General features: G+C 42.2%; 16 protein-coding genes and 1 tRNA gene. 9 read left to right on the top strand and 8 right to left on the bottom strand.

Going from position 1 to position 23,487, the window contains the following annotated elements; translation table 11 throughout:
• Positions 1–594 precede the first annotated feature (594 nt).
• Positions 595–667 (bottom strand) — tRNA-Val (locus RMY32_RS31320).
• A gap of 144 nt (positions 668–811) precedes the next feature.
• On the opposite strand from RMY32_RS31320, the gene RMY32_RS31315 reads away from it, so the two are divergent.
• Together RMY32_RS31315 and mazG are read left to right on the top strand one after the other, a co-directional pair.
• Positions 812–1,399, top strand: coding sequence for a metal-binding protein (locus RMY32_RS31315; protein WP_322709116.1), 588 nt, complete (start codon positions 812–814; stop codon positions 1,397–1,399).
• A gap of 51 nt (positions 1,400–1,450) precedes the next feature.
• Positions 1,451–2,275 carry a nucleoside triphosphate pyrophosphohydrolase gene (gene mazG, locus RMY32_RS31310; RefSeq protein ID WP_322709115.1) on the top strand — a complete coding sequence of 275 codons (825 nt, stop codon included), beginning with the start codon at positions 1,451–1,453 and terminating at the stop codon, positions 2,273–2,275.
• 212 nt (positions 2,276–2,487) lie between these two features.
• Here the strand turns inward: mazG and RMY32_RS31305 are convergent, their stop codons facing one another.
• Positions 2,488–3,678, bottom strand: a complete 1,191-nt coding sequence (locus RMY32_RS31305) for a transporter substrate-binding domain-containing protein (protein WP_322709114.1) — start codon at positions 3,676–3,678, stop codon at positions 2,488–2,490.
• A gap of 421 nt (positions 3,679–4,099) precedes the next feature.
• Between RMY32_RS31305 and RMY32_RS31300 the strand changes: the two genes are divergently transcribed.
• From RMY32_RS31300 to RMY32_RS31280, 5 genes are all read left to right on the top strand, one after another.
• Entirely contained in the window at positions 4,100–6,394 is a 2,295-nt protein-coding gene (locus RMY32_RS31300; RefSeq protein WP_322709113.1) for an ATP-binding protein, read from the top strand.
• Between the two features lie 48 nt (positions 6,395–6,442).
• Positions 6,443–6,574, top strand: a complete 132-nt coding sequence (locus RMY32_RS31295) for a hypothetical protein (RefSeq protein ID WP_409884434.1) — start codon at positions 6,443–6,445, stop codon at positions 6,572–6,574.
• Positions 6,575–6,899: 325 nt separating this feature from the next.
• Positions 6,900–7,328 (top strand): TnsA endonuclease N-terminal domain-containing protein, encoded by a 429-nt coding sequence (locus RMY32_RS31290; protein ID WP_322709111.1) that lies wholly within the window; start codon positions 6,900–6,902, stop codon positions 7,326–7,328.
• Positions 7,329–7,616: 288 nt separating this feature from the next.
• Entirely contained in the window at positions 7,617–9,485 is a 1,869-nt protein-coding gene (locus RMY32_RS31285) for a transposase family protein (RefSeq protein ID WP_322709110.1), read from the top strand.
• A gap of 380 nt (positions 9,486–9,865) precedes the next feature.
• Positions 9,866–10,303, top strand: a complete 438-nt coding sequence (locus tag RMY32_RS31280; RefSeq protein WP_322709109.1) for a hypothetical protein — start codon at positions 9,866–9,868, stop codon at positions 10,301–10,303.
• A gap of 213 nt (positions 10,304–10,516) precedes the next feature.
• Here the strand turns inward: RMY32_RS31280 and RMY32_RS31275 are convergent, their stop codons facing one another.
• The 6 genes from RMY32_RS31275 to RMY32_RS31250 form a co-directional block, all read right to left on the bottom strand.
• Positions 10,517–14,284 (bottom strand): CHAT domain-containing protein, encoded by a 3,768-nt coding sequence (locus RMY32_RS31275; protein ID WP_322709108.1) that lies wholly within the window; start codon positions 14,282–14,284, stop codon positions 10,517–10,519.
• Positions 14,285–14,529: 245 nt separating this feature from the next.
• The gene (locus RMY32_RS31270) at positions 14,530–17,412 is read right to left on the bottom strand and encodes a type I restriction endonuclease subunit R (protein WP_322709107.1); all 2,883 of its coding nucleotides are present in this window, start codon (positions 17,410–17,412) and stop codon (positions 14,530–14,532) included.
• 46 nt (positions 17,413–17,458) lie between these two features.
• Positions 17,459–18,058, bottom strand: a complete 600-nt coding sequence (locus RMY32_RS31265; RefSeq protein ID WP_322709106.1) for a Uma2 family endonuclease — start codon at positions 18,056–18,058, stop codon at positions 17,459–17,461.
• Positions 18,059–18,154: 96 nt separating this feature from the next.
• Complete coding sequence (locus RMY32_RS31260) at positions 18,155–19,174, bottom strand: hypothetical protein (RefSeq protein ID WP_322709105.1); 1,020 nt, start codon at positions 19,172–19,174, stop codon at positions 18,155–18,157.
• 8 nt (positions 19,175–19,182) lie between these two features.
• Positions 19,183–20,445 (bottom strand): restriction endonuclease subunit S, encoded by a 1,263-nt coding sequence (locus tag RMY32_RS31255; RefSeq protein ID WP_322709104.1) that lies wholly within the window; start codon positions 20,443–20,445, stop codon positions 19,183–19,185.
• The gene (locus tag RMY32_RS31250; RefSeq protein ID WP_322709103.1) at positions 20,442–22,055 is read right to left on the bottom strand and encodes a type I restriction-modification system subunit M; all 1,614 of its coding nucleotides are present in this window, start codon (positions 22,053–22,055) and stop codon (positions 20,442–20,444) included. Before RMY32_RS31250 ends, RMY32_RS31255 begins: the two co-directional genes overlap by 4 nt.
• Positions 22,056–22,166: 111 nt before the next feature.
• Here RMY32_RS31250 and RMY32_RS31245 point away from each other — a divergent pair, with 111 nt between their 5' ends.
• Together RMY32_RS31245 and RMY32_RS31240 are read left to right on the top strand one after the other, a co-directional pair.
• On the top strand, positions 22,167–22,463 hold the full coding sequence (locus tag RMY32_RS31245) for a hypothetical protein (protein ID WP_322709102.1): 297 nt from the start codon (positions 22,167–22,169) through the stop codon (positions 22,461–22,463).
• A 267-nt stretch (positions 22,464–22,730) separates the two neighbouring features.
• Positions 22,731–23,396, top strand: coding sequence for a helix-turn-helix domain-containing protein (locus RMY32_RS31240; RefSeq protein ID WP_322709101.1), 666 nt, complete (start codon positions 22,731–22,733; stop codon positions 23,394–23,396).
• Positions 23,397–23,487: the final 91 nt, after the last annotated feature.

Here is a 23,487-nt window from a genome sequence, read left to right as displayed (position 1 = left end):
CCTTCAATAGGTCATCAGTGATAGCATAAATTGTAATTATTTCGTTTAACATTACCCCTCCTAATTTTTCCTCTGGAGGGGATTTTATTGCTTATGCAATGCCACCTGAACACCTGCAAGCATAACTAGCAACTTGGGTTAGTACTCTCAGTAGACCGAAAACTTTTGCGAGCGTGCAAAAACTTGGCAAGAAAAAGTCTAAAACTAGAGGCAACATCTATCTAAAACAGAAACAGATATACAAAACTTACGCTTTAATTACAATAAAGCTTGCCGCCTTAAAAACACAGAAAAATTTTGCAGCGAAGTTTGAGAGATTGTCATTAGCCTTAATGCTCAGGGTGTGTATCTCACAGAAGGTCGCGTTTGTGAATTAATGCTAAATCCGGGGTGTTTTAGATATAAACAAGTCCGCGCTGCTTTTAATGATGCACGACGTGAGTTTGCCTTGTAAGCTGTTATAGTTTTACCTATAACAGCTTACAAAACTATAACCATAACCTTGCCACCCTTTATTGGAAGCATAAGGCTGCCCTTGTGGCAAAGTTATGGCTAAAGTCACAACTAAGCTGTCTCTAGCTTTTATTCACTGAATGGGCAGTACCAGACTCGAACTGATGACATCCTGCTTGTAAGGCAGGCGCTCTACCAACTGAGCTAACCGCCCGTTTGACTAATCCTTAACCAATATAGCAAAACATTTCGCATTGCGCTAGTAGTTTCAAGAAAATCTTTTTTTGTCTTATACTGACTCAGTATTCAGTTACTCAACACTGGCTCAACGCCCCCGCTATCGCTAACAGGATTTAGGATGCCCTCTGGTCGGACGCACGATCGCATTACTATGTATGCTCTGCCGTTGGTGGCGGGCGTTACTTTCTGGCAAACTCGCAGTAGTAATGCAACTTTGTTGGTTGCAGGCGGGTTTCTCTTTGGCGGACTGATGTTTGGCCCCGATTTGGATATTTACTCTGTGCAATTCCAACGCTGGGGTTTCTTGCGCTGGATTTGGCTACCTTATCAAAAAAGTCTCCGGCATCGTTCTTTTTTATCCCACGGGCCGATTATTGGCACGATTTTACGGATACTTTATCTGGGGTGTTTGCTGGCTATTTTAGCAATTTTTGTTTTGGCGATCGCTCAAAAGTTATGGAATCTGAGTTTTAGTTGGCAGGATTTGGGGGGAATTTTGGGGCGATCGCTCGTGCAATACGATACTGAATATATCGCTTTGTTTTTGGGGTTGGAACTCGGTGCGATGAGTCATTCTCTCAGCGATTGGGGGGGTTCGGCTTATAAGCGTTTTAAAAAGCAGGGGGTTCGGGGGCTGCTTCCTAGTGGCAAAATTAAAAAGCGGAAAGTGAGGGGTGGTAGTCGTCGGCCGAGAGTAAAGAAATAATTTTTTTAAACGCAAAGGAACGCTAAGGGAAGCGCAGAGGTACGCAGAGGTATGGAAAAGCAAGAAGAGATTTTGGGGGCGTTGCAGGAGTTGATTGAGGTGGTGGCGAAGTTGCGCGAGCCTGATGGTGGTTGTCCTTGGGACTTGGCTCAAACTGCGGAAACTTTGACGCCTTATGTGATTGAGGAAGCTTATGAGGTAGTGGATGCAATTAAGAGTGGGGATAAGGGTGCGATCGCAGAGGAGTTAGGCGATTTATTATTACAGGTGGTATTGCAAGCCCAAATCGCTAGTGAATCTGGGCAATTTTCTCTTAAGGAAATCGCTCAGGGGATTTCTCAAAAGTTGATTCGCCGTCATCCTCATGTGTTTGGTGATGTGTCGGTGGCCAGTGTGGATGAGGTGCGGCAAAATTGGGAACAAATCAAAGCTGCGGAAAAGGGCGAAGCATCTCCAGATGCCCAAAAATTTAGTGCTAAACTCGCTCGTTATGGACGTACCCTTCCCCCACTGACGGCGGCGATGAAAATTTCTCAAAAGGCTGCGGCGATCGGGTTTGAATGGGAAAATATTCAGGGTGTTTGGGATAAGTTTCATGAAGAGTTGGGAGAGTTCGAGCAAGCTTTAGCTGAAGAAACACCCGAACGGCAAGAAGCAGAATTAGGCGATTTACTATTTGCCGTGATTCAGTTAGCGCGTTGGTATAATCTTGACCCTAGCACCGCTTTGCAAGGCACAAATCAGCGCTTTGTCCAGCGATTAGAAAAAATGGAGGCGGTTGTTGACCGTCCCCTTTCTGATTACAGTTTGCATGAATTAGAAACTCTCTGGCAACAGGCAAAAGCTCAACTGGCGAAAGAAGGGAGTGGGGAATAGGGGATTGGGGATTGGGCATGGGGCATTGGGCATTGGGCATTGGGTATGCAGAAGAGACAAAGGTAGACAAGGAAGAGGGAGAAGACTTGGGAGAGACTTGTTCAATAATTCCTCCTTGTCCTCCTGCTCCAACTCCTAACTCCTAACTCATTACTCCTAACTCATTACTCCTAATTCATTACTCATTACTCATTACTCCCCCACTTCCTTCTTCAAGATTTTTCAACGTCAAACCACTTATCATATAGCGATTGATAAGTGCCATTTTCTTTGAGACTGAGCAAAGCCTGATTAATTGGTTTGCGGTAGGGACTGTTGTTGGGCAGAATGATGCCGTAGCTTTCTTCACGCAAGATACTGCCTACAATCTCTACTTTCCCTTTGCCTTCATTGGCAGCATAGAAGAGGAGTACAGGTGCATCAAACACTACAGCATCAGCTTTTTTTATTTGCAGAGCATTATAAGCTTGCTCAATTTTGGTAACTTCTAAAACTGAAATCTTATGTTCTCGCAGGTATGTGGCGGCTGTGCTACCCGCAGTTGTGGCTACTACCTTGCCGGGTAAATCGTCTATGCTCCTGATATCACCCTGAAGCTGTTGCACTGTCAAGGAGGTAGTAGCACTGGCTGTAAAGTAGGCAGCAAAAAGTACTCCGATGAACATCCAGATAATACCTACTAAGCGTCCCAGTACTCCCTTGGGCATTTCATCAGCTTGGGTTGCTAAGGTGGCAGCTGACCACCAACAGGCTTTGAAAATGCCAGGAAAGTATGATTTGGGAATCATCCCATCTTTGTGATGACGCTCAGATAACCAAATAATGTGGGCTGCTACGATAATTAACACTAGGGCAACGCCTATTACTTGCAAGAGGCTACCGGAGAAAAACAATTGCAAAATATTTGGGAAGGCAGTGTTGTTTTGCTCTGGGTTTCTCACCATAATTTGCAGCCCCCCAGCAAAAATAGGTAATGAAAAATCAAAGTTCTGCTCGCGTTCGGCTGTAATTGAGATGGCTGAAATTCCTAAGTTGGCTTTGCTTTCCTTAATAGCCGAAAGCAGTTGCGGCACTGTGGAATATTCTATAAATTTAGACTCTACACCTATTTGGTTAGCGATTTTGCGCCAGAGGTCGATACTGAATCCTGATAGCTCACCTTTGTTTGATAGCACAAAGGGCGGTATAACTCGTGTAGCTACTAATAACGGTTGTTGGAGTTGTGGTTTTTGGGCTACTCCTGGGGATGCCATTAACAACAACGCCAGAATTCCACCTATTAATCCTATGCAGGTATACAGTGCTAAGGAACGCTTGGTTTTGTTTTTTGGGTCATATCTGCGAATTAGGCGGTTTTTCCCAGCCATAAATTGGCGAAATCTACTAGCGATCGCATTTATCATCAGAATTCTCTCAGAGTTGTGTGCATAATCTATTTATCATGCCCACCCTATACCAAAGATCGCGTTCATCATCTCCATAAAACCGATTTTTTTCAAATTTACGGGGACTGGGGAAATAGATATTTCTTCCCTTTCCCCTTTACCCTTAGCTATAAAAACATTTGCTGAAATCTACCTAATATGTCTCTTGCGGTACAACACTGTAGGTAGATTTATTGATGAATTCTTTATTTTAAAATAATACTTAGAGGTTGAGACAACTATATTGTGTTTAATTCACTTTCTAGGACTCGCGTTGTCAAGACAAACTTCTATCTTTTGAGCAATAGTTTTGAGATCGGCTTTTAGCGTACATTTGGGTTTATATTTAGCCTAATGTTTTCTCTGGTGTGCCCTTCTTAGTCTTTGCAAAGTGAGCAACATGGATGCAGACGATTTTAGTCAACAATTAGAGACATTGCGCTCACGGGTAATTGGATTAGTGCAAAGGACTGGTACTGAGCCATATTCACAGCAAGAGCTAACACTAGAAGCTTTTGAAGAACTGCAAATCACTATGGAAGAACTAAAAATCGCTTCCGAGGAACTACAAGCAACACGAATCGTAGTAGAGAAAGAGCGTCAGCGCTACCAAGAATTATTTGATTTTGCACCTGATGGTTACTTGGTAACTGATACATTCGGCACTATCCTAGAAGCTAACCGTGCTATTGCCATGCAGCTCAACGTTTTACAGCGATTTTTGATTGGCAAACCGCTGGTTACTTTCATCGCCCAGTCAGATCGTAAAGCTTTTTTTAATTACCTAACTCAGTTGCAGCAGCTCGACCGGGGCGGGGAATGGGAAATATGTTTACAACCACGAGAAAAAATCTGTTTTGATGTAGCTTTGACAGTAGTTACCGTTCGTAATGAAAAAGGTCAGCCAGTTGCTCTGCGCTGGCTAATGCGTGACATTAGTCAGCGTAAGCGTTTAGAGTTAGAGCGCCAGCAGTTATTTGCCAATGAGCAAGCCGCTCGAATTGCAGCCCAAGCCGCAGAAAAACGCTCTAATTTTTTGGCTGAAGCAAGTCGTGTATTGGCATCTTCTTTGGATTATCGCACTACCCTAACCAGCGTCGCGCAATTAGCAGTGCCTACTCTTGCCGATTGGTGTATTGTGGATGTCATCGAAGATAATTTGCCAGTCTTCACTAACCCAGTCATCGTTGCATCAGAACCAGCGAAGGAAGGATCGATCCGAGAACTTCAACAACGCTATCCAATTCCTGTTGACGCTGATTACGGCCCGCCGAAAGTTTTACGGACTGGTAAGCCGGAACTGGTTACAAACATTCTTGAGTCTTCATTACAGAGAAAGTCCTCGAACGAGGAACACTTCAGTTTACTATGCCAACTCCAACTTAAGTCTCAGATCGTAGTACCATTGTTAGTACGCGATCGCAAGCTGGGGACAATTCTATTTGCGTCTGCACAACCAGAACGCTATTACACAACTGTAGACCTAGAAATGGCTGAAGAACTTGCTCAACGAGCAGCATTCGCTATTGAAAATGCCCAACTTTATCAGCAAGCCCAAGAAGCTAACCGCATTAAGGAAGAGTTTTTAGCGATCGTTTCCCATGAACTTCGTACACCCCTCAATTCTATACTGGGTTGGGTTCAACTAATACGTACTCGCAAATGGGATGAACCAACTACCTCTAAGGCGTTGGAGATAATCGAGCGGAATGCCAAACTTCAAAGAGAACTGATTGAAGATATCCTGGATATCTCACGCATTGTACAAGGACAAATTCGCCTAAATATCCGTAAAATTGACTTTGTGCCGATAATTCAGGCGGCAATTGAAGCTGTACTTCCCACATCAGAAATTAAGGATATTCAAGTTGAATTTAATCTTGATTCTTCAGTTGGTCAAGTTATGGGCGATGCCGAACGCCTACAACAAGTTGTCTGGAATTTGCTCTCTAATGCCGTCAAGTTCACACCTAACGGAGGGCGAGTTGAAGTGCATTTGGAACAGGTAAACTCAAATGTCCAGATAATTGTCTCTGACACAGGTAAGGGAATTAGTACTGACTTTCTACCTTATATCTTTGAGCGTTTCCGTCAAGCTGATAGCACAACTACTAGAGCAGACAATGGTTTGGGATTGGGGCTAGCAATTGTACACCATTTAGTAGAAATGCACTCAGGCAAAGTCTACGCAGTTAGTGAAGGGGAAGGAAGGGGAGCAAAATTTACAGTATTGTTGCCTCTGGTAGAGCCGCAACCAGAACAGTTAATTAAAGAAAGTCAAGAAAAAGTCGAGAATCTCTCAATACTCAACGGCTTGCAAATACTTGTTGTCGATGACAATGCCGATACGCAAGAGTTAATTGCCTTCATTCTTGAAAAGTCTGGAGGGCAGGTGACGGCAGTTAGCTCAGTAGGTGAAGCTCTAGAAGCACTAGAACGATTAAAACCAGATGTTCTAGTCAGTGATATTGGAATGCCAGATGAGGATGGTTATTCCCTGATTCGGAAAGTGCGGGCGCAGGAAACAGAGCAAGGGGAGAAGATTCTAGCTATAGCACTAACGGCATTTGCTAGAGAAGAAGAACACAGGCTAGCTCTGGAAGCCGGATTCCAAGTTCATGTATCCAAGCCAATTGAGCCAGAAGAGTTGGTGAAAGTGGTCGCGAACCTGACCAAAAATAGCAAACAAGTTTAATGCACAATTAAGCTTTTGGTAGCAAATGCGTATGCGAAAGCTACAATTATGTACGCAAAAGCTACAATTGAGTTCGCAAAAGCTACAAATGAGTTCGCAAAAGCTACAATTGCGATCGCATTTGTAGTAGAAGTAGATGCAGACAGGCTTGCTCAAATGCTTCCACAAAGGGCAGAGTAAGTTGGCTTCTTTTTCTACACCTGCACTCTACACCTGCAAAACTAGAAGCATAAGCTTGCCATAGCGGCAAACTTATCAATAAAGTCACAATTTTGCAAGAGGTCTTGTAATTTAAAGCTTGGTTTTGCCGTACTTTAAAGTTTGATTTTGCCACTACATTGCCTCAATCGCAGTAAATCCGTTCCACGAATATCCATAATATAAGCAGTTTTTAAAGCCTGAGTTTGCCGGAATAGCAATTTTAAAGTTTGACATTGCCGAAATAGTCTGAACTTGTTATGGTGTTTTTATAGGTAAAATTGTACTAATTTTAGAGGAGATAACCATGCTCTATGATGTCGAGTTTCAAGCATGGTGTAATAATTTGCGGCTCTCCCAACAACAAAGAGATTTGGTTAACCAAATTAGGACTTCCCCACCTGCTCGTAAAGTCCAAGGAGGAGGAAGAAACGTTCATGGTTCCTATGCTAGCTCAAAGATGGGTAGAACGATTCAATTTGAGTCTCATACTGTTGAATTACCCGCTATTACTCAATTTTATGAATATGACGACCAAGTTTTAGAATATTGGGATCAACCGATTAAATTCAGTATTAAATGTTCACCACAAGGTAAACAAGCCACAACTATCGGTCATTGTCCCGATTTCTTTGTAATGAGAAAGAATTGTTGTGGTTTTGAAGAGTGGAAAACAGAGAAAAGACTGGAAAAACTTAGTGATGAACAGCCTTATCGCTATCAAAAAATAGAATAACAATGGGTAGATGCCATTGTTCAAGAATATATCGAAAGCTTAGGATATTATTATCGTCTTCGCTCCGATAGTGAAATTGATTGGGTCAAATATCGCAATCAGAAATATTTACAACCCTACAAACAAGCATATTTAAAGCAACAATATATCCTTAATGACCAAGTAGAAGCCAATATTCAAGAGATTATCGTTAATTATCCCGGTATTAACCTCACCAACCTGCTTGAGAAGGGGAAAAATGCCACTATTGATGATATTAATACCTTAATTGCCCTCGAAAAAGTCTATGTGAATTTAAGCGAAGTAGCTTTGGCGGAACAAGAGAAAGTTCATCTATTTCGTGACCAAACTACTGCTGAAGCTTATATCACGGCCACTCATGATTATTGTGAACCCGTATCCAGCAATGTGTCGATAGTTGATCTTAAAGTGGGGTCATCATTTTTGTTAGATGGAAAAAGCCTCACCATTGACCATATTGGGGAAAGTAAAATCATTTTTAGAGGAGAACAAGGAATTATTCGCTGGACTTATGCAGAATTTCAACAATTAATCGAATTAGGAGAAATTAGTAATCTTCAGACAGAAAACCATACAACTTTAGATGAGGAAGGATGGCAATACTTTCTAGAGTCCAGTCCTAAAGCCTTAGAAACTGCAAATTATCGTTATGCAGCTATTAAGCCTTTTTTAGGGAAAGAACCTTATATTTCTCAGAAATGCGAGCTATCAGAACGAACTCTACGCGACTGGAAAGCAAAATATCGACAAGCCCAACAAAAATACGGATGTGGGTTTATTGGCTTAATTCCCCAATACAAAGGCAATCCAACACCTCGTTATTCCGATGAAGATTTAGAATTTATTGATAAAGTGATTGAAGAACAATATGAAACTTCTAAACAAAAAAATGTTTGGCAGACGTATGAATTTTTAAGGGATAAATGGCAGAAATCGGGACGAATTTCTCCTCTTCCCAGTCATACCTTTTATTACGAGAGAGTGAAAAAACGAAACAGCTATCAACAAACTAAAAAACGAATGGGATCTCGTGCAGCAAATAATCTGTTGGGGCCTTGGTTAATTCGACCTACGACCCCTCGTCATGGAGATCGCCCCTTTGAAATCGTTCATATTGACCACACAAAGCTTGATGTTGAGTGTATCTGCCCCTATAGTGGCAAAAATTTAGGCAGACCTTGGGTAACAGGCATGATTGATGCCTATAGTCGGAGGATTTTAGCTTTATACCTTACCTTTGATAATCCGAGTTACCGTTCTTGTATGATGGCTATTCGCATCTGTGTACAACGGTTTGGAAGATTTCCTGAATGGATTGTTGTGGATAACGGAAAAGAGTTTAGTTCTACTTATTTTGAGACATTGTTAGCGCGTTTTGAAGCCAGCAAAAAGCATCGTCCCAAGGATTGCCCTAAATTTAGTTCAATTATTGAACGTTGGTTTGGCTCACAAAATACTGAATTTATTAATAACTTGAGGGGGAATACCCAAATCATGAAGCACGTCCGCCTCGTTAAAAAAGCAAATAATCCCAAGAGTTTAGCTGTCTGGAATTTAGAAGAATTATACGATTATTTGGCATTTGGTTATGCTTATGGAGTTTATGATAAAGCAGAACATCCTGCTTTGGAAGGGATGTCTCCTCATAAGGCTTTTGAATTAGGGTTAGCTAAAACGGGACATCGCCCTCATCAATGTATTAAGTATAATGAGCAATTCAAGATTTTAACCTTGCCGACGAACAATAAGGGAATGGCCAAAGTTATTGCTGGTCAAGGAATTAGAGTCAACTATCAAAATTATTGGACAGATGAATTTTACAGTATTGAGAATCAATCTATTCCCGTTCGCTATGACCCGCTAGATTATGGTGTTACTTATGCTTATGTTAATAATAATTGGGTAAAGTGTTTATCCAATTATTATATGAAGTTTCAAGGGCATTCAGAGAAGGCAGTAGCAATAGCCACAACAATTTGCAGACGAAAACGGCAAATCTATAATCAAAGTCAATATGTAGGTTCTAAAGAGATTGTTGACTTACTTAATAATGCGGAAGAGCATGAAGAATTAATACTACAGATTCGTCGAGATCAGTCTGCTAAATTAGTTTTCAATCAATTGCAAAGGATGTGAAGTTATTGGGAGATTTAGGAGGAATCATGGAATCGTTGAGGATAGCCTCAACAACAAATCAAAGTCAACCTTATCATTTAGTGAAGTTGATTATTCCTGTGTGCGATAAGGCGAAGATTAGTGTATCGCAGTTTTTTAGGTCAGATTTTCAGGAATTGGGCAAGATACTGTTCGGGAATTTTAGTCTGGAATTAAGGTTGTAGAGGTTTGGTGTAAATAAGGATTTATAGTTAAAGGAGTTTGGCAGGGAACAGACGATCGCTTTCCTAGATCGGGTTACTGCTGATTATGCTTTAGTACAAGAGTAGCTTCTTGCTATTGTTGAAGCGAAAAAAGTCTCTATTGGCACACAAAATGTTTTAAAACAAGCGAAACTCAAAATGAACAGCATCTTTATCCCCGAAGAAATTACTGCCCTCTCTGCGGAAATTGATCGGCAGTTAATAGAACTGCGCCATGCTCAAGATTCAGAGCAAAAACAAGGAGATGATAAAATATCAGATGAAAAAATGCTGGTAAAACAAACCGCAGCAATTACAAATCTTACACAAGAAAACTCTAAGAGTTTTTTGCAGAAATTTGGACGTGCTGCTAAAAGTGATTTATGCCAAGAAGGGGGAATGCTGAATAAGCAGTGGAAGAAATGGGGTGATTTGGATAATAAGGATGCTGTGGAACGGTTGGGTGCAGTGTTGGTAACGATGGGTTTTTCGGGGGATGTGTTATCTCCTTTAGTTGTTGCAATCACGGTGATTATTATTCACATTGGGTTGAAAGCTTTTTGTGAAGATTATTCTTCGGAAGTGGATAATAAATGAATTTTGTATCACGCAGAGTTTAAGTAAGTGGGTGAGAAAAATTCAATGTATATGAAGAAATATAAATTATTTGTAGTGGGCTGACTGGGCTGCAAGATCCCCGACTTCTTGGAGAAGTCGGGGATCTTATCCCTCTTAGATTTTTGACGGTGCGTTGCGCTGCGCGACAACACACCCTACATTTACTGCGAATTACGAATTACGAATTACGAATTACGAATTATTTAATAACGCTGCAAGGGATTGAGGGTCAGCAATACCCCGCAGGATAGCGGAGATAATCATAGACTCTTCCGAATATAACGGCTCGCACAGTATATTCTCATCTCGCTCGCCGGCTAAGATACGACGGATGGCAGCAAAGAGATTTTGCCACACTTCTGCAACATTTTCCATGTCAATTTTTAGCTGTTCCCTGATTTCTGCATTATCCACAGCAGCTACTACCCCTGCAAGCAACTGCCCATGTTGCCGCAACTCATACTGTGTCCCCGGAAACGCCGCTTTTGCTTGCCTTGCTTGGTGACGATATTCTTTAGCTTGGGTGGTGTCGCTTTGCTTGTCGGCAATAGCTGCCAAGGTGTCATAGATTTTCCAAATCTCAGCCGCAGCCGGGTCTAAGGTTTTTTGGATGGCTAATGCTTCTTCTGCCAATTGTCGGGCTTCGCTGAGGCGGTGGGGTTGTTTTTGTAGTATGACAGCAAGGTTATTTAATATTTGAGATGCATTTGCTTGATTTTCTAATTTTTGAAATTGCTTCAAAGCCTTGCTAAACCAAGCCTCCGCCTCTCCCGGTTTGCCAACAAATAGATTGAGGTTGCCTAATTGTTGCCAAGTAAGTGCTGCATCTGCCAGATTTCCTAGAGATTCATTAATTTGTGCTGATGTTCGGTAGGCATATTCCGCAGCGTCCCATTGCTTGCCTTGTTCATACACCCTACCCAGTTGATGCCAAGCCGCGGCTTGTTTTGCTGGTTCGTTGAGTTGCTGGAAAGTAGTCAGTGCTTGACGGTAACGCTGTTCTGCTTCTGAAATGTTGCCTTGCCGCAGGGCTAGTGTGCCGAGTTGAAAATTTGATACCGCAGCCCCAACAAGGGTTCCAAGTTCTTTGTCAATAGCTAATCCTGCTTCATAAGCAATGCGTGCCTCAGCATAATCTCCCATATTCGTCAGCACATCTGCCAATTCAGTCTGTAACGTTCCCATCAGGTGCTTGACATCATTAGACTGTTCCAACTGCTGCGCCACTGCCAACACCTGGCGGTAAATTTCTCGTGCTTGTGCTGTTTGTCTTTGCAACTTCAAGCACCGCCCCAGCCAAACCAAAATAACACAACGCTCATAGCTTGGTTGTTCGCTCAAGTTTTTCAGTATCTCAGTAAACACCTGTGCTGCTTGTTGATAGCGACCAGCATTGTATAATTGCTCGCCTGAACTACCACGGCTGAGATACCATGTATCGGAACCTACTTCCCCAGTTAACTGAGCAATCCGTTGATTTAGTCTAGTGCGATCGCGGTTAAGTCCAAAGTGACGGAGAAATTTGTTTACCTTGTCAACAAAGTTCACTGCCCATTCTGCACCTGCATTCAACGCCCCATCAACTGCATAAAGTAAATTCGGTAATTCTCGTTGGGCAATGACACGAACTCCACGAGTATTTTTTCTATCTTCAAAATACAATTCGTGAGAAAGTTGATAATACCACTCTTGATAACGGGCAAGCAGTTCTGTCTGTGCTTCTGGGGATAAGCGCGGCCACAAGGCAGGGGCTAAGGTGGGGTGAAATTTGAGAAAAGGCGAATCTACATCAGGCAGATATTCAAGCTGAATTAAACCAGTGGCTTCTAATGCTGGGTGCAAAGTTTGCCACTGTGACTCAGAAATTTCTGTAATTTCCAGCAACATATTCTCAAACGCCCCGCCCTGAAACACGCCTAAGCGAGGCAAGAACTGCATGGCCTCAGCATCCAATCGTTCTAAAGATAAATTCAATGATGCCAATAGGGGATTATCTGGTGTTTGGGCAATCAACGCTTCTAAGCGTTGTCCCAACTCTGCCGGACGGCGGGTTTTCAACTGTCTCGCCAACAAACCAATGGACAGGGGATGAAAATCCACTAGTTTAAATAATCTCAACAACACCTCACGTTCAGGTGGGTCAAATTTGGGTGCTAGCGTCAGTTTCATCAAACTCTGGAAATACGCTAGGGCATCTTCTTGTCCCAAACCTCGCAAAGATAAGGAGATATGTTTGCGGCTGCCTTGTGTGGCATAATCGGGATGGTGAAAATCTGGTGTGCGAGTGGTGAGTAATACCCGACATTCCCCAACCTCAGACCACTGTTTTGCTACGGTTAACAGTTCCCCTAGAGGTTCTGCTGGCAAGGTTTCTAAGTTATCTAAAATCAGCAATGTGGCTTGCTGACGCAACACCTGAGTTGCCGCCCCTGCATCAATTAAACTCTGCTCTAACACTGTCGCCAGGGTGCTAACTGCCCAGCCTACAGCATCGACACCACCAAAAGCAGCATAATCAACAAAACAAACTTTCTCAAACATCCCGGTGCGGTGTAACCAGCGTCCTGCTTCCTGGACAAGATAGGTTTTTCCCTGTCCACCAAAACCCGATACTGTGAGGCGGCGCGTTCCCTGCACAAAGCACCGTTCTATCTGCCATAATTCCTGGCTACGACCGAAGAATCCAGCTTCTTGTAAATCCGGCAAGTTTCCCCATTTTGGTGACTCGCCGCTTTCTTGGTTGTTCAAGTCTGGCTGCAATAATGGGGTATCTCCAGCTGCTTGATACAAGGCAGGTAAAAACCAATCTTGCAATTTTAAATGTACTCGTTGCTCACCCCGTTGCCGTTCTCCCCGTTGTTGGTTGAGATACAAGTCTCGCCGCGCATTATCTAATGCTTCACCCATACCAGCACCAGATACTAAACCCTGATAAAATTTAGCAAACAGTTGTTGGGTACTTGTCACTAATACCGAATGCGTCATTGCCAAGACTGTGGGAATACCTGCATGGGTTAACCTAGCGGCTACACTACCCATTGCATCTTCTCCATCTTCCCCACCCATTGCCGCCGACTGACAGGCAGACAAAACAATTAACCCCACTTTTTGCCGATTCAGCATATCACCCAAGGTTTCGGCAGTAATCAGGGCTTTTTTCCCTTCTTTATCCTCAAATAACAAATAACCTATATTGCCGCCGTTCTCATTCCCGCCTTTAGTTAGTCCCACGGGGTCGCTATGTTTAGCCTGTTCTTGGAAACGCCCATCTAAATCAAATACCCCATGACCGTCAAAATGCACAATATCAACAGGGGGTTTGCGGGAGTCTTCTAGCCGCGCTACTAAATTATCCAAGGTGGCTGGACGCAAAAATTCAACCTCAACTCTTCCGGCTGCTGCTTGTTGAATGGCGTTCAAAACTGCCATTGCTTCACCACGGGGGTCAATAAATCCTGCATCACTGGGACGACTGACAACAAACAATAACCGCAAACGGTCTTTAACTTGTACTTTAAACGGTCTGCGTCCACCCCCTGCACCAGCCAAGCGCCGACGAATGGAAATGCGGGGATTTTCGTGAAACAAATAAGTACCTTGTGGGTCGCGTAACAATTCCCAAGGCAGCGATAAAATTGCTGGATGACTGGCACTGATTGTTAATAAGCGTCCTGGTTGATTTTCATCTTGAAAATAATTAAACAGCCGTTGAGCAGTCCGATGTTGAAAAACCGCATTAAATAAAGCTTCGCCCCATTGCCGGAATTTTTTTGCTATCCCTTCTGCCCGTGTATCATCTACATCTGTGGTGTAATGTACCGCATAAGTTTCTAAGTACCAGCGAATCTCTTCTCTGTCTGCTGCACTCAACGGTGAGGCAAAATCCAGCCTCTCAGTGTCTTGCCCATCAAATGTTACAATGACTTGATGATTCTCTGGGAAGCGGAGATTTAATTCCATAGCCGGCGGTTTGGGGTGTGGACGTGGAAGGTTATTTGAGAGAATACAAGCTATTTAGGGTGAATTACGTAAAGATGCTACGCGATCGCATTGAGCAATGGGCTAACGCCCCGCTCCGCTAACGCAATTAAAAAACTTAGATGCAGCAGGACTTTTGTGATTTATATCTCTTGCCTTATTTTGGTGAATTGGTATTATACCAAGTATCAATACTGATTTGGCGATCGCCTGCTTTAAGAACTGTTTTATTCTTCCTCCCCAAGCTCACCAAGATCGTCATCAAATTTGTTGATGATGTCGAGTAACTTTGATACGACTCGCGCAAAGATTTTTTTACGCTCTAATAATTTCGGTTTTTCGTTGCAAGCACTCAACACAGTTTCCCTTAATGGCTCTTTCCCTGAAAATTTATAGTCGGCAATCATTTGATTAACAGCTTCGACTTTGAGATTTTCCTCTATACAGAGTTGCTGAATCGCTTCAACACGTTCTTGAGTCCAGAAGTCTTGAAAGACGGTTTCGACTTTTTCTTCGGGTTTGAGGGTGGGTAGCCGCTCTTTGATAAATTTCTCAAGCAGATCCCGCTTGCTGCGTAGTTGGACTTCTTTCCCGATTAGCTCAAGGATAGACGCTTTCTGATTTTGGTAATCTTCCTGGGTAGCATCATCCTTGATGTCTCGCTGGAGGTTAGCCACCAGCTTGAGAATATAGGCGACATTGATTTCGTCTCGCTGGATCAGTTCCAGTTCAAAATCGACTTCCTCAACCAAAGATTCTTTCTCGTCATCGGGTTTGGATCGCGTTCTATCGTAAATGTCCAGATATTTGCTTTTATAATCTTCAAAGGTTTGTTCATCCAGATTTAAGTCGGAAAAACTAAATTCAGTAAATGATTTACTTACATTCTGCAAACGGATAAGATTACGAAAGGCTTTAACGAATTTAACTTGGTCGTCTTCACTAATAAGCTTATTGACATCGTTAGGGATAGTGGCGATCGCTCTCAGTTTTTGCACACCTTCATTGAATTTTTCAGTGTAGTATTCGTAGGGTTCAATGAAAATTTCTTCGCTTGCGTTGGTGTCGGAAAAGAGGGCAACGGCTTGATCAGTATTCTCTTTGAGGTTACGGAAAGAGACGATATTCCCTTGGGATTTCAGTTCGCCCAAAATGCGATTAGTGCGGGAGTATGCTTGAATTAATCCGTGATACTTCAGATTTTTGTCAACGTAAAGTGTATTGAGCTTTTTGACATCAAAGCCCGTGAGAAACATATTGACGACTAATAGAATATCGGCGCGTTCCTGATCCTGAAAGTTTTCTCGATCGCGGTCTTTCATCCGCTTGGCTATGTCTTTATAGTAGGCATAGAAAGCCTGACTATCTTTGGCGGAATGTTGGGTTTGGTACATCTGGTTATAGTCCGCGATAAATCGATTTAGTTTGTCGCGGCTATGGCTACGGTTGCTTGTATCTGCGCTGATATTAAAATCAGGTTCTCCAATTAAGCCGTTTGCGTCTTGGTCTTCTTCGTTATAGCCAGGGGTAAAAATCGTGATCACTCGTAGGTCATGTAATCCCTGTTTTTGTTTGTTTTTGAACGTGTCGTAATAGGTAATTAGGGTGTCTACGCTGCTGGCGCAGAGCATGGCGGAGAATTTTCTCCCGTGGGTTTTACGGTTATGGTTGGCAATAATCCAATCGACAATTAGAGAAATTCGGTCGGGATTTTCAAAGAATTCTCGGTCTAATTTTGGCTCTGTGATCAGCGTGCCGTCTTTGCGTTTGATTTTTCCCCAATACTCGACGGAAAATTTAAGAACGTTTTCATCCGCGATCGCATTAGTGATCACATATTTATGCAGACATTCCTGGAATAGGTCTTTGGTAGTGCGTTTACCGTGTTCGTTGCTAGCAGCGTTATCGGCAAAGATGGGAGTCCCGGTAAAGCCGAACATTTGGGCTTGGGTAAAGAATTTGATGATATTTTTATGGGTTTCGCCAAATTGGGAACGGTGGCATTCATCAAAGATAAACACAATGCGCTTATCTTTCAAATGCTCCATTGCCGCTTCATGCTTTTGAGATTTGATCGCTCGGTTGAGTTTCTGGATAGTGGTGACAATGAGGGGGTTATCCCCAGCCATTTGTTCTACCAGTTGTCGAGTGTTGTCGGTGGTGTCTACGCAATTAGGACTGAAATAATTAAATTCTTTACTGGTTTGGTAGTCAAGGTCAGCGCGATCGACGACGAACAGCACTTTATGCACTTTGGGTATTTCGGTGAGAATTTGGGCAGCTTTGAAGCTGGTGAGGGTTTTGCCTGATCCTGTGGTGTGCCAGATATAGCCATTTTTATCGGTATTTTTGACTCGCTCAATGATGGCTTCTACTGCGTAATATTGATAGGGGCGCAGCACCATCAGCACTTTGTCGGATTCGTGCAGGACAATGTATTTACAGATCATTTTGGAGACATGGCATTTCTCCAGAAAGCTGTCAGCGAAGTCTTCCAGTTGGGTTATGAGGTTATTTTCTTGGTCTGCCCAGTAGAAGGTTTGTTTGAATTCTTGTTTGCGGTTGTTGGCGTAGTAGCGGGTATTGACACCGTTGGAGATGACGAAAATTTGGACGTATTGAAACAGTCCATTGTCTGCGCCGTAGGAATGTCGCTGGTAGCGGTTGATTTGGTTGAAGGCTTCTTTGAGTTCCAGTCCTCGGCGTTTCAGTTCAATTTGCACGAGGGGTAAGCCGTTAATCAGCAGGGTTACGTCGTAGCGGTTTTTGTAATTGCCTTGCTGGGTAATCTGGTTGGTGACTTGATATTGGTTTTGACACCAATGTTCGGTGTTGAGGAATTCTAGGTAAAAGGTAGTGCCATCGTCGCGGCTGAGTTCCATTTTGTCGCGGAGGCGTTTGGCGCGATCGAAGACGTTGCCTTTGTCGAGGTAGTTAAGGATTTGCTTAAATTCTCCGTCGCTAAACTGGGTTTTATTATGTTTTTCCAGTTGGGCTTTCAGGTTGGCTTTGAAATTTTCGGCATTGCTAAGGGTGACGGGTTCGTAGCCTAATCCTGTTGTTAGACGTTCAATCAGTTTTTGTTCAAGTTCGGCTTCGGTTTGGGGCATAGGGGCATAGGGGAATGGGGAATGGGATAAAAGTATTACCTACTACCTATTCCCTAATGATGTCTGTTGGGGTTTCTGGGGTGAGGGTTAAACCGCGATAGACTTGTTCAATGGAAAAATTGAGGTTAATGCTTTTGAGTTCGATTGTGTCGCCTGCTTTGTAGTTGATAATCAACCAGTCGCCTGCATCGTTTTTGTGATACAGGTCGATTTCGATGCTAGTGGAACTGACTAGTAGGTAATCGATTAAGGCTGGGTTTTGGCGGTACATTCTGAACTTGCCACCTCTGTCGTAGGCTTCGGTGCTGACGGAGAGGACTTCGACGATTAAGCAGGGGTAGGTAATATATTGGGTGGTGGTTTTGTCGCGATCGTCGCAGGTAACGCTGGCATCTGGGTAGGTATAATTATTACTGCCAAAGATATTGACTTTGACATCAGAATTTCCAGTGATGCAACCTGTCTTTTCTAAGTGGCTGTCGAACATGGCGGTGAAGCGGATGGCGATACGACCGTGATTGACGCTACCGCCGCTCATGGCGTAAACTTCGCCGTTGATATACTCGTGCTTTTCCAGTTGGGTTGCTTCCCAGGCAAAGTATTCTTCTGGGGTTAAGTTTGTGGGTTTGTCTTTGGCTGCGATCATTGTGGGGAAACTCCTGGATTCGATGACTCGCACACTTTCATATAGAAAAATCTCTGCTGCACTTTATTTTAAACAAATAGATTTATCCATAATCCCCTACTCTTCGTCTAACAATGCTTGTTCATCAAGGAAGGCTTGTAGCCGGATCTCATAATCTTCATAGTACAGTTCATATAATGCTTGGCTGTAAAGTAGTTTGCCATCTAGGGGATATGGTTCATCTAAAAAATCATTAAATTCTGGATTCTCTTCGTATCCAATGATGATTTCTTCTTCCTTGACTTCTATTACCTCAAATTCTTGTGCTTTTTTCTCTAAATCTAAAATGAAGAACGAAGCTAGTGTATATCGTAATAAGCTTTCAGTTATTTCTACAATAAGCCTTGATAGATTTATGTCGCTTTTCAGAAGTTTCGGCACTTCTCTTCCATGAGAAATATCGCCCCTGTCATTTCTAAAATTACTGATTTTGTTAATTAAAGTTTGACAAGCTTTTATAAAGTCAATTTCAAGTATATCTCCGTGAGCAGATAAAAGCTTAATAGCTTGTTTAAAGTTAGCATCCTCAGAAGTAGGTTTTTGATTTAATGAGCAGGAGGCATTTTGTATGAGTTCAAAAAATGATGTTCTCTCATCACAAATTAATTTCTCACAAGCTATTAAAAATTGAACTTCTTCACCATCAATTCCTTTATTTTGAGAAATTTTTATAGCCTCCTTAAATATCGATCCAATTTTATTGATATCATTATTATTTGGTTTATTGTTTTGAAGCGATTGAAAAGCCTTTTCAATTAAATCAAAAAAAACAGAGTCACCCACATCCTTTTCTAGGATACCTAGAGCCATAGAAAACTGTATATGAACTGATTCGTTATTTATCAGCTTTTTAATATCAACTTTTGGCAGTTTAGATAACGAAGTAATAAATGAAGACAATAGAGAAAAAATAATTGTCTTAGAAATACCTTGAACAAGTGAATTACAACATTCAATAGCAATATCAGGATGTTGTTCTTGATTTATTTCTGCGTTTTCAATTATGGGAATATAGTATTCAAATTCGGGAAATTTTTCTTTGTTTTTAATAATAAGTTCTTTCAGGCTATCCATCATATCCTCCACTACACAAACATTTTTTGGAGTAAGCCTTTTTTGAATTGTTCGGTTTGGTCGATTTTACGGGAGAGGGTTTCGATTTTGCGATCGATTGCAGCCAAGAAATTAGCTATTTTTTCTTGTTCTTCTATCTTTGGAAGAGTTATTTTTAGCTCAGAAAAATTTTGCTGCCCAAGCGTCTTATTTCTACCAGCTCCTCCTGGTGAAGCTAGCTCTAGCAAAGATTTCCCTCGGCTTCCTAGGAAAAAAAGTAATATGAATTCAAGATTCACTCTGCTTTTTTTAGGTAAAAACATTAAAAAACGATGAGATGCAATAAAGTCTTCTTCTTCGCTACTTGTTAAAGCAACAGCTTGTTCCCAAGCAAAAACGATATTGACAACAAAGGATTTGGGATGAACCCAATAAACTCTTTTATTACCTAAAGCCTTTCCCGTGACAGGATCTTTATGGAAAATACCTTTTCCATGTGATCTTATTCCAATTTGCTTGTATTCTGTATCAGATTGAACATCAATAGGATCGATATAGCGAACCAAAAAATTGTCAATCCTATCTGTTTCCCAGTCGGGGAAGGGAGAACCGTCGGGCTGGGTGAAGCGGATTTGTTGGGAGAAGATTTTTTGCATTACACCGCGTTTGTAGGTCTGCAAGAGTTCCTGCTTGCGGCGGAGTTGGGTTAAACGGCGATCAACAGCACCCAAAAAACTAGCAATCTTTTCTTGTTCGGCAATTTTGGGAAAATGCAAATAAAACTTACGCTGTGTGGTTATAGGAACTTGATTTCTAGTTGATTGAGACATTACTCTAGAGAACTGCCTCACAAAATATGAAGTATTAAAGGAGTATAGTAAAAATTGATTGTTCAACTGAGAAAGGTCACATCTGTAATAAGTAACACTTGTACTCAAAATGACAAATTCTAGTTCAGTTTTAAGAATACCTGTAGTACCAACAGTTGCGTTGTGTGCAAAAATTACATCTCCTGATCTACCAATTCCTTTTTTGAATAACCTAGCTCTCTCAATAGGTAGCTTTTTTGAGTTATTTAAGTTGACATTTTGTCCATCCAAATCATTGGCTGAAATATAAGGAATACCTTCATCGGAAAACTCCTCACTTCGAGGGTAAAGCTCTCCATGATTTCCATCTAGATGCTCAATAATAATATTTCTATCTAAGAGTGATTGAATTGATTCAGTCTTCCATGATCCTTCAAAATCAGGAAACCTTAATTGAGGAATATTTGGATTTACTTTCTTACTCATAACGGTGCCTCAATCCCCAACTCCTCACAAAATCCCCGAATTAGCCGATCCGTCTCCACCATCTCCCGATCAATGTCCCGGATCTCCCGTGCCACAGCATCTAGATCGATCGCCTCCTCCTCCTCAAACGTATCCACATAACGCGGAATATTTAAATTAAAATCATTCTCGGCAATCTCCGCTAATGGGGCGCGATAGCTATACTTCTCCTCCTCTATCCTTTGGCGATAAGTGGAAATAATTTTTTCAACATCCTCATCCCGCAAATAGTTCTGATTCTTCGCCTTCTCAAAATAGGCACTGGCATCAATAAACAAAACATCTTCAGGAGATTCCCGGCACTTCTTCAACACCAGAATGCAAGTCGGGATACTCGTGCCATAAAAAATATTGGCAGGCAACCCAATCACCGCATCCAACCAATTCCGCTCCTTGATTAGATACTGGCGAATATGCCCCTCCGCGCCTCCTCGAAACAATACCCCGTGGGGCAACACCACCGCCATAATGCCATTCTCATCTAGGTGATGCAGCATGTGCTGCACAAATGCAAAATCAGCCTTAGAAGCTGGGGCTAACTTCCCATAGTGACTAAAGCGATCGTCCGACTCAAACAGCTTATTCGCACTCCACTGCGCCGAAAACGGCGGATTCGCCACCACCGCTTCAAACCGCATACCCTCATGCTGGGGGTTCTCTAGCGTATCCTCTTGCCTAAGATCAAAATTCCGATAATGCACCCCATGCAAAATCATGTTCATCCGCGCCAGGTTGTAAGTCGTGCGGTTCATCTCTTGCCCATAGAAATCCCCGACTGACTCCACCTCCCGCGCCACCCGCAGCAATAACGAACCCGAACCACAAGTAGGGTCATAAACCGACTTCAGCCGCTCCTTTCCTGTCGTCACAATCTTAGCCAATACCTTAGAAACCTGCTGCGGCGTGTAAAACTCCCCTGCCTTTTTCCCCGCACCACTGGCAAACTGCCCAATCAAATACTCATAGGCATCCCCCAGAACATCGCTCTCAGTGTCTCCCAACCGAAAATCAATCTTATCCAGATGCACTAAAATCTTGGCAATTAAAGCATTTTTCGTCTTCGGAGTCCGCCCCAACTTCGTCGAATTCAGATCCAGATCCTCAAACAAATGATCAAAATCTTCCTCACTTTCCTTGCCCATTGTGGAGCGTTCAATGTTGTTTAAAACATCCGTCAAATCCCCCAAAATAAAAATTGAACTCTTTTCTAACTCCTCATCACTAATCTCATCCTTATCCGCCTGATTGCCTAATGCCCGTTTAGCCAGAGAACTAAACAACTCAGATGGCTTCAAAAAATAACCCAACTCGGCAATAGATTCCTCTTTAATTGCCTCTAAATATTCCTGCCCTTCTTCTGACGACTCATCAAGCTCTAGAAAATCAATCTTATCCTCAGCCAAAATATCATTAGCGTAAAGATGCTGACGCTCGGATAGGTACTTATAGAAAATAAACCCTAAGCAATAATCCCGAAACTCATCGGCGTTCATCTTGCCCCGTAGCGAATCGGCAATATTCCAAAGCTGAGTTTCTAATTTTTTCTTTTGTCCGTTTTGTCCGTTCGTCATTTATCTCTCGTACTGGGCGATCGCTAGCACCGCCAAGAAGTGGTATCTGAGCAACGTATAGACTAACACACAAGATGATTCGTTTGTACAGTGCGTAAGTCCTAGACCACATTGCAACAGGAAATTGAGCAGCTAAAAGAAAGCCTCAAGCAGAATCAAATTATTAATGCTTTGGAAAAATCCTTCTATGCTACTAGCGGCAAGGCTGGCAAAGATGAGGATGGCTATAGCTATTTCGATCTGGTACGCGATCAGGCTATCAATTATATTGTGCTAGATGAGCATAACAAGTTTATAGTCATTGACCCGCGCGACAAAACGCCGCTAAAGATACTAATGGCTTACCAGGAATCAAAATCTCAACTTTGCGAGCGCATTTTTATCCATAGCAAGGCAAATGTACATTAACTAATTATTTGTCAATTTAACAAAATATTGTCACAACCTTCAAAATACTTAAACCCCTTATATAGCAAGGATTATATCAGGGGTTTTGCTATTGAAGACACTAATACCCCTCCAAGTCAGATTTAACAAATTAGATGTCAAATAGCTGAGATTTCGCATTTTAATTGTCACTCCGCAGAAACCTCGAAATATAGTGGTTTTGCATAAATTAACAAATTATTTGTCATTTTATTAGTATAATACAACTATGTTTTGATAAAACAAAATATGCAAGATGCAGAATTTTCTAAAACCTCTACGACTTGGGTAAGCTCCGCAGATGTTAATAACGATCCTGCTGAAGCAAACGTTATTGTTTCTACACTTTCAGATGAAGCTTTGCTGAAAATGGAGGTGATTCAAAGCCTTTTAGAAAATAGCGATCGCGCTACCTGTGCTCAAAGGCTCAAGGAAGCCGCAGAAAGACTCGGCAAGTCAGTACGAACAGTACGACGACTGATAGATAAATGGGAAAAGGAGGGGTTAGTTGGGCTGGAGCAAACCAAACGTGCTGATAAAGGAAAGTACCGAGTCGATGAAAACTGGCAAGAATTTATCTTAAAGACCTATAAGGAAGGCAATAAAGGAAGTAAACGCATGACTCGCCAGCAAGTAGCCGTCAGGGTGAAAGCTAGAGCAGATAAGTTGGGTATTAAACCTCCTTCTCACATGACGGTGTACCGTATTCTCCAACCTGTGATTGAAAAACAGGAGAAGGTGAAAAGCATTCGCTCTCCAGGTTGGCAAGGTTCTCGTTTATCCGTTAAAACCCGTGACGGTAAAGATTTACTCGTGGAATACAGCAATCAAGTTTGGCAGTGTGACCATACCCCCGTAGACGTTCTCTTATACCAAATTAATATGAAGCTGCATAGAATAGAGCTTCCAAGATAAAGTTATAAGAAGAGACAGAAATTACCTGCTCAAATGTGAGTTGGTCGAAGATTTCTTGGATGCGCTCGCGTAAAGCTTGTAAAGAAGAGAA

The organism is Nostoc sp. ChiSLP03a (genome assembly GCF_034531215.2).
Lineage (GTDB): Bacteria > Cyanobacteriota > Cyanobacteriia > Cyanobacteriales > Nostocaceae > Nostoc.
The sequence above is the reverse complement of the archived record's forward strand: the minus strand, read 5'-3'. Positions and strand labels throughout refer to the sequence as shown.

Coding starts and splice junctions, on each gene's coding strand:
- RMY32_RS31280 (WP_322709109.1), top strand. CDS start 9,866: ATGAACAGCATCTTTATCCCCGAAGAAATTACTGCCCTCTCTGCGGAA.
- RMY32_RS31295 (WP_409884434.1), top strand. CDS start 6,443: ATGTACGCAAAAGCTACAATTGAGTTCGCAAAAGCTACAAATGAGTTC.
- RMY32_RS31260 (WP_322709105.1), bottom strand. CDS start 19,174: ATGATGGATAGCCTGAAAGAACTTATTATTAAAAACAAAGAAAAATTT.
- RMY32_RS31290 (WP_322709111.1), top strand. CDS start 6,900: ATGCTCTATGATGTCGAGTTTCAAGCATGGTGTAATAATTTGCGGCTC.
- RMY32_RS31275 (WP_322709108.1), bottom strand. CDS start 14,284: ATGGAATTAAATCTCCGCTTCCCAGAGAATCATCAAGTCATTGTAACA.
- RMY32_RS31305 (WP_322709114.1), bottom strand. CDS start 3,678: ATGATAAATGCGATCGCTAGTAGATTTCGCCAATTTATGGCTGGGAAA.
- RMY32_RS31300 (WP_322709113.1), top strand. CDS start 4,100: ATGGATGCAGACGATTTTAGTCAACAATTAGAGACATTGCGCTCACGG.
- RMY32_RS31270 (WP_322709107.1), bottom strand. CDS start 17,412: ATGCCCCAAACCGAAGCCGAACTTGAACAAAAACTGATTGAACGTCTA.
- RMY32_RS31265 (WP_322709106.1), bottom strand. CDS start 18,058: ATGATCGCAGCCAAAGACAAACCCACAAACTTAACCCCAGAAGAATAC.
- RMY32_RS31315 (WP_322709116.1), top strand. CDS start 812: ATGCCCTCTGGTCGGACGCACGATCGCATTACTATGTATGCTCTGCCG.
- mazG (WP_322709115.1), top strand. CDS start 1,451: ATGGAAAAGCAAGAAGAGATTTTGGGGGCGTTGCAGGAGTTGATTGAG.
- RMY32_RS31240 (WP_322709101.1), top strand. CDS start 22,731: ATGCAAGATGCAGAATTTTCTAAAACCTCTACGACTTGGGTAAGCTCC.
- RMY32_RS31255 (WP_322709104.1), bottom strand. CDS start 20,445: ATGAGTAAGAAAGTAAATCCAAATATTCCTCAATTAAGGTTTCCTGAT.
- RMY32_RS31250 (WP_322709103.1), bottom strand. CDS start 22,055: ATGACGAACGGACAAAACGGACAAAAGAAAAAATTAGAAACTCAGCTT.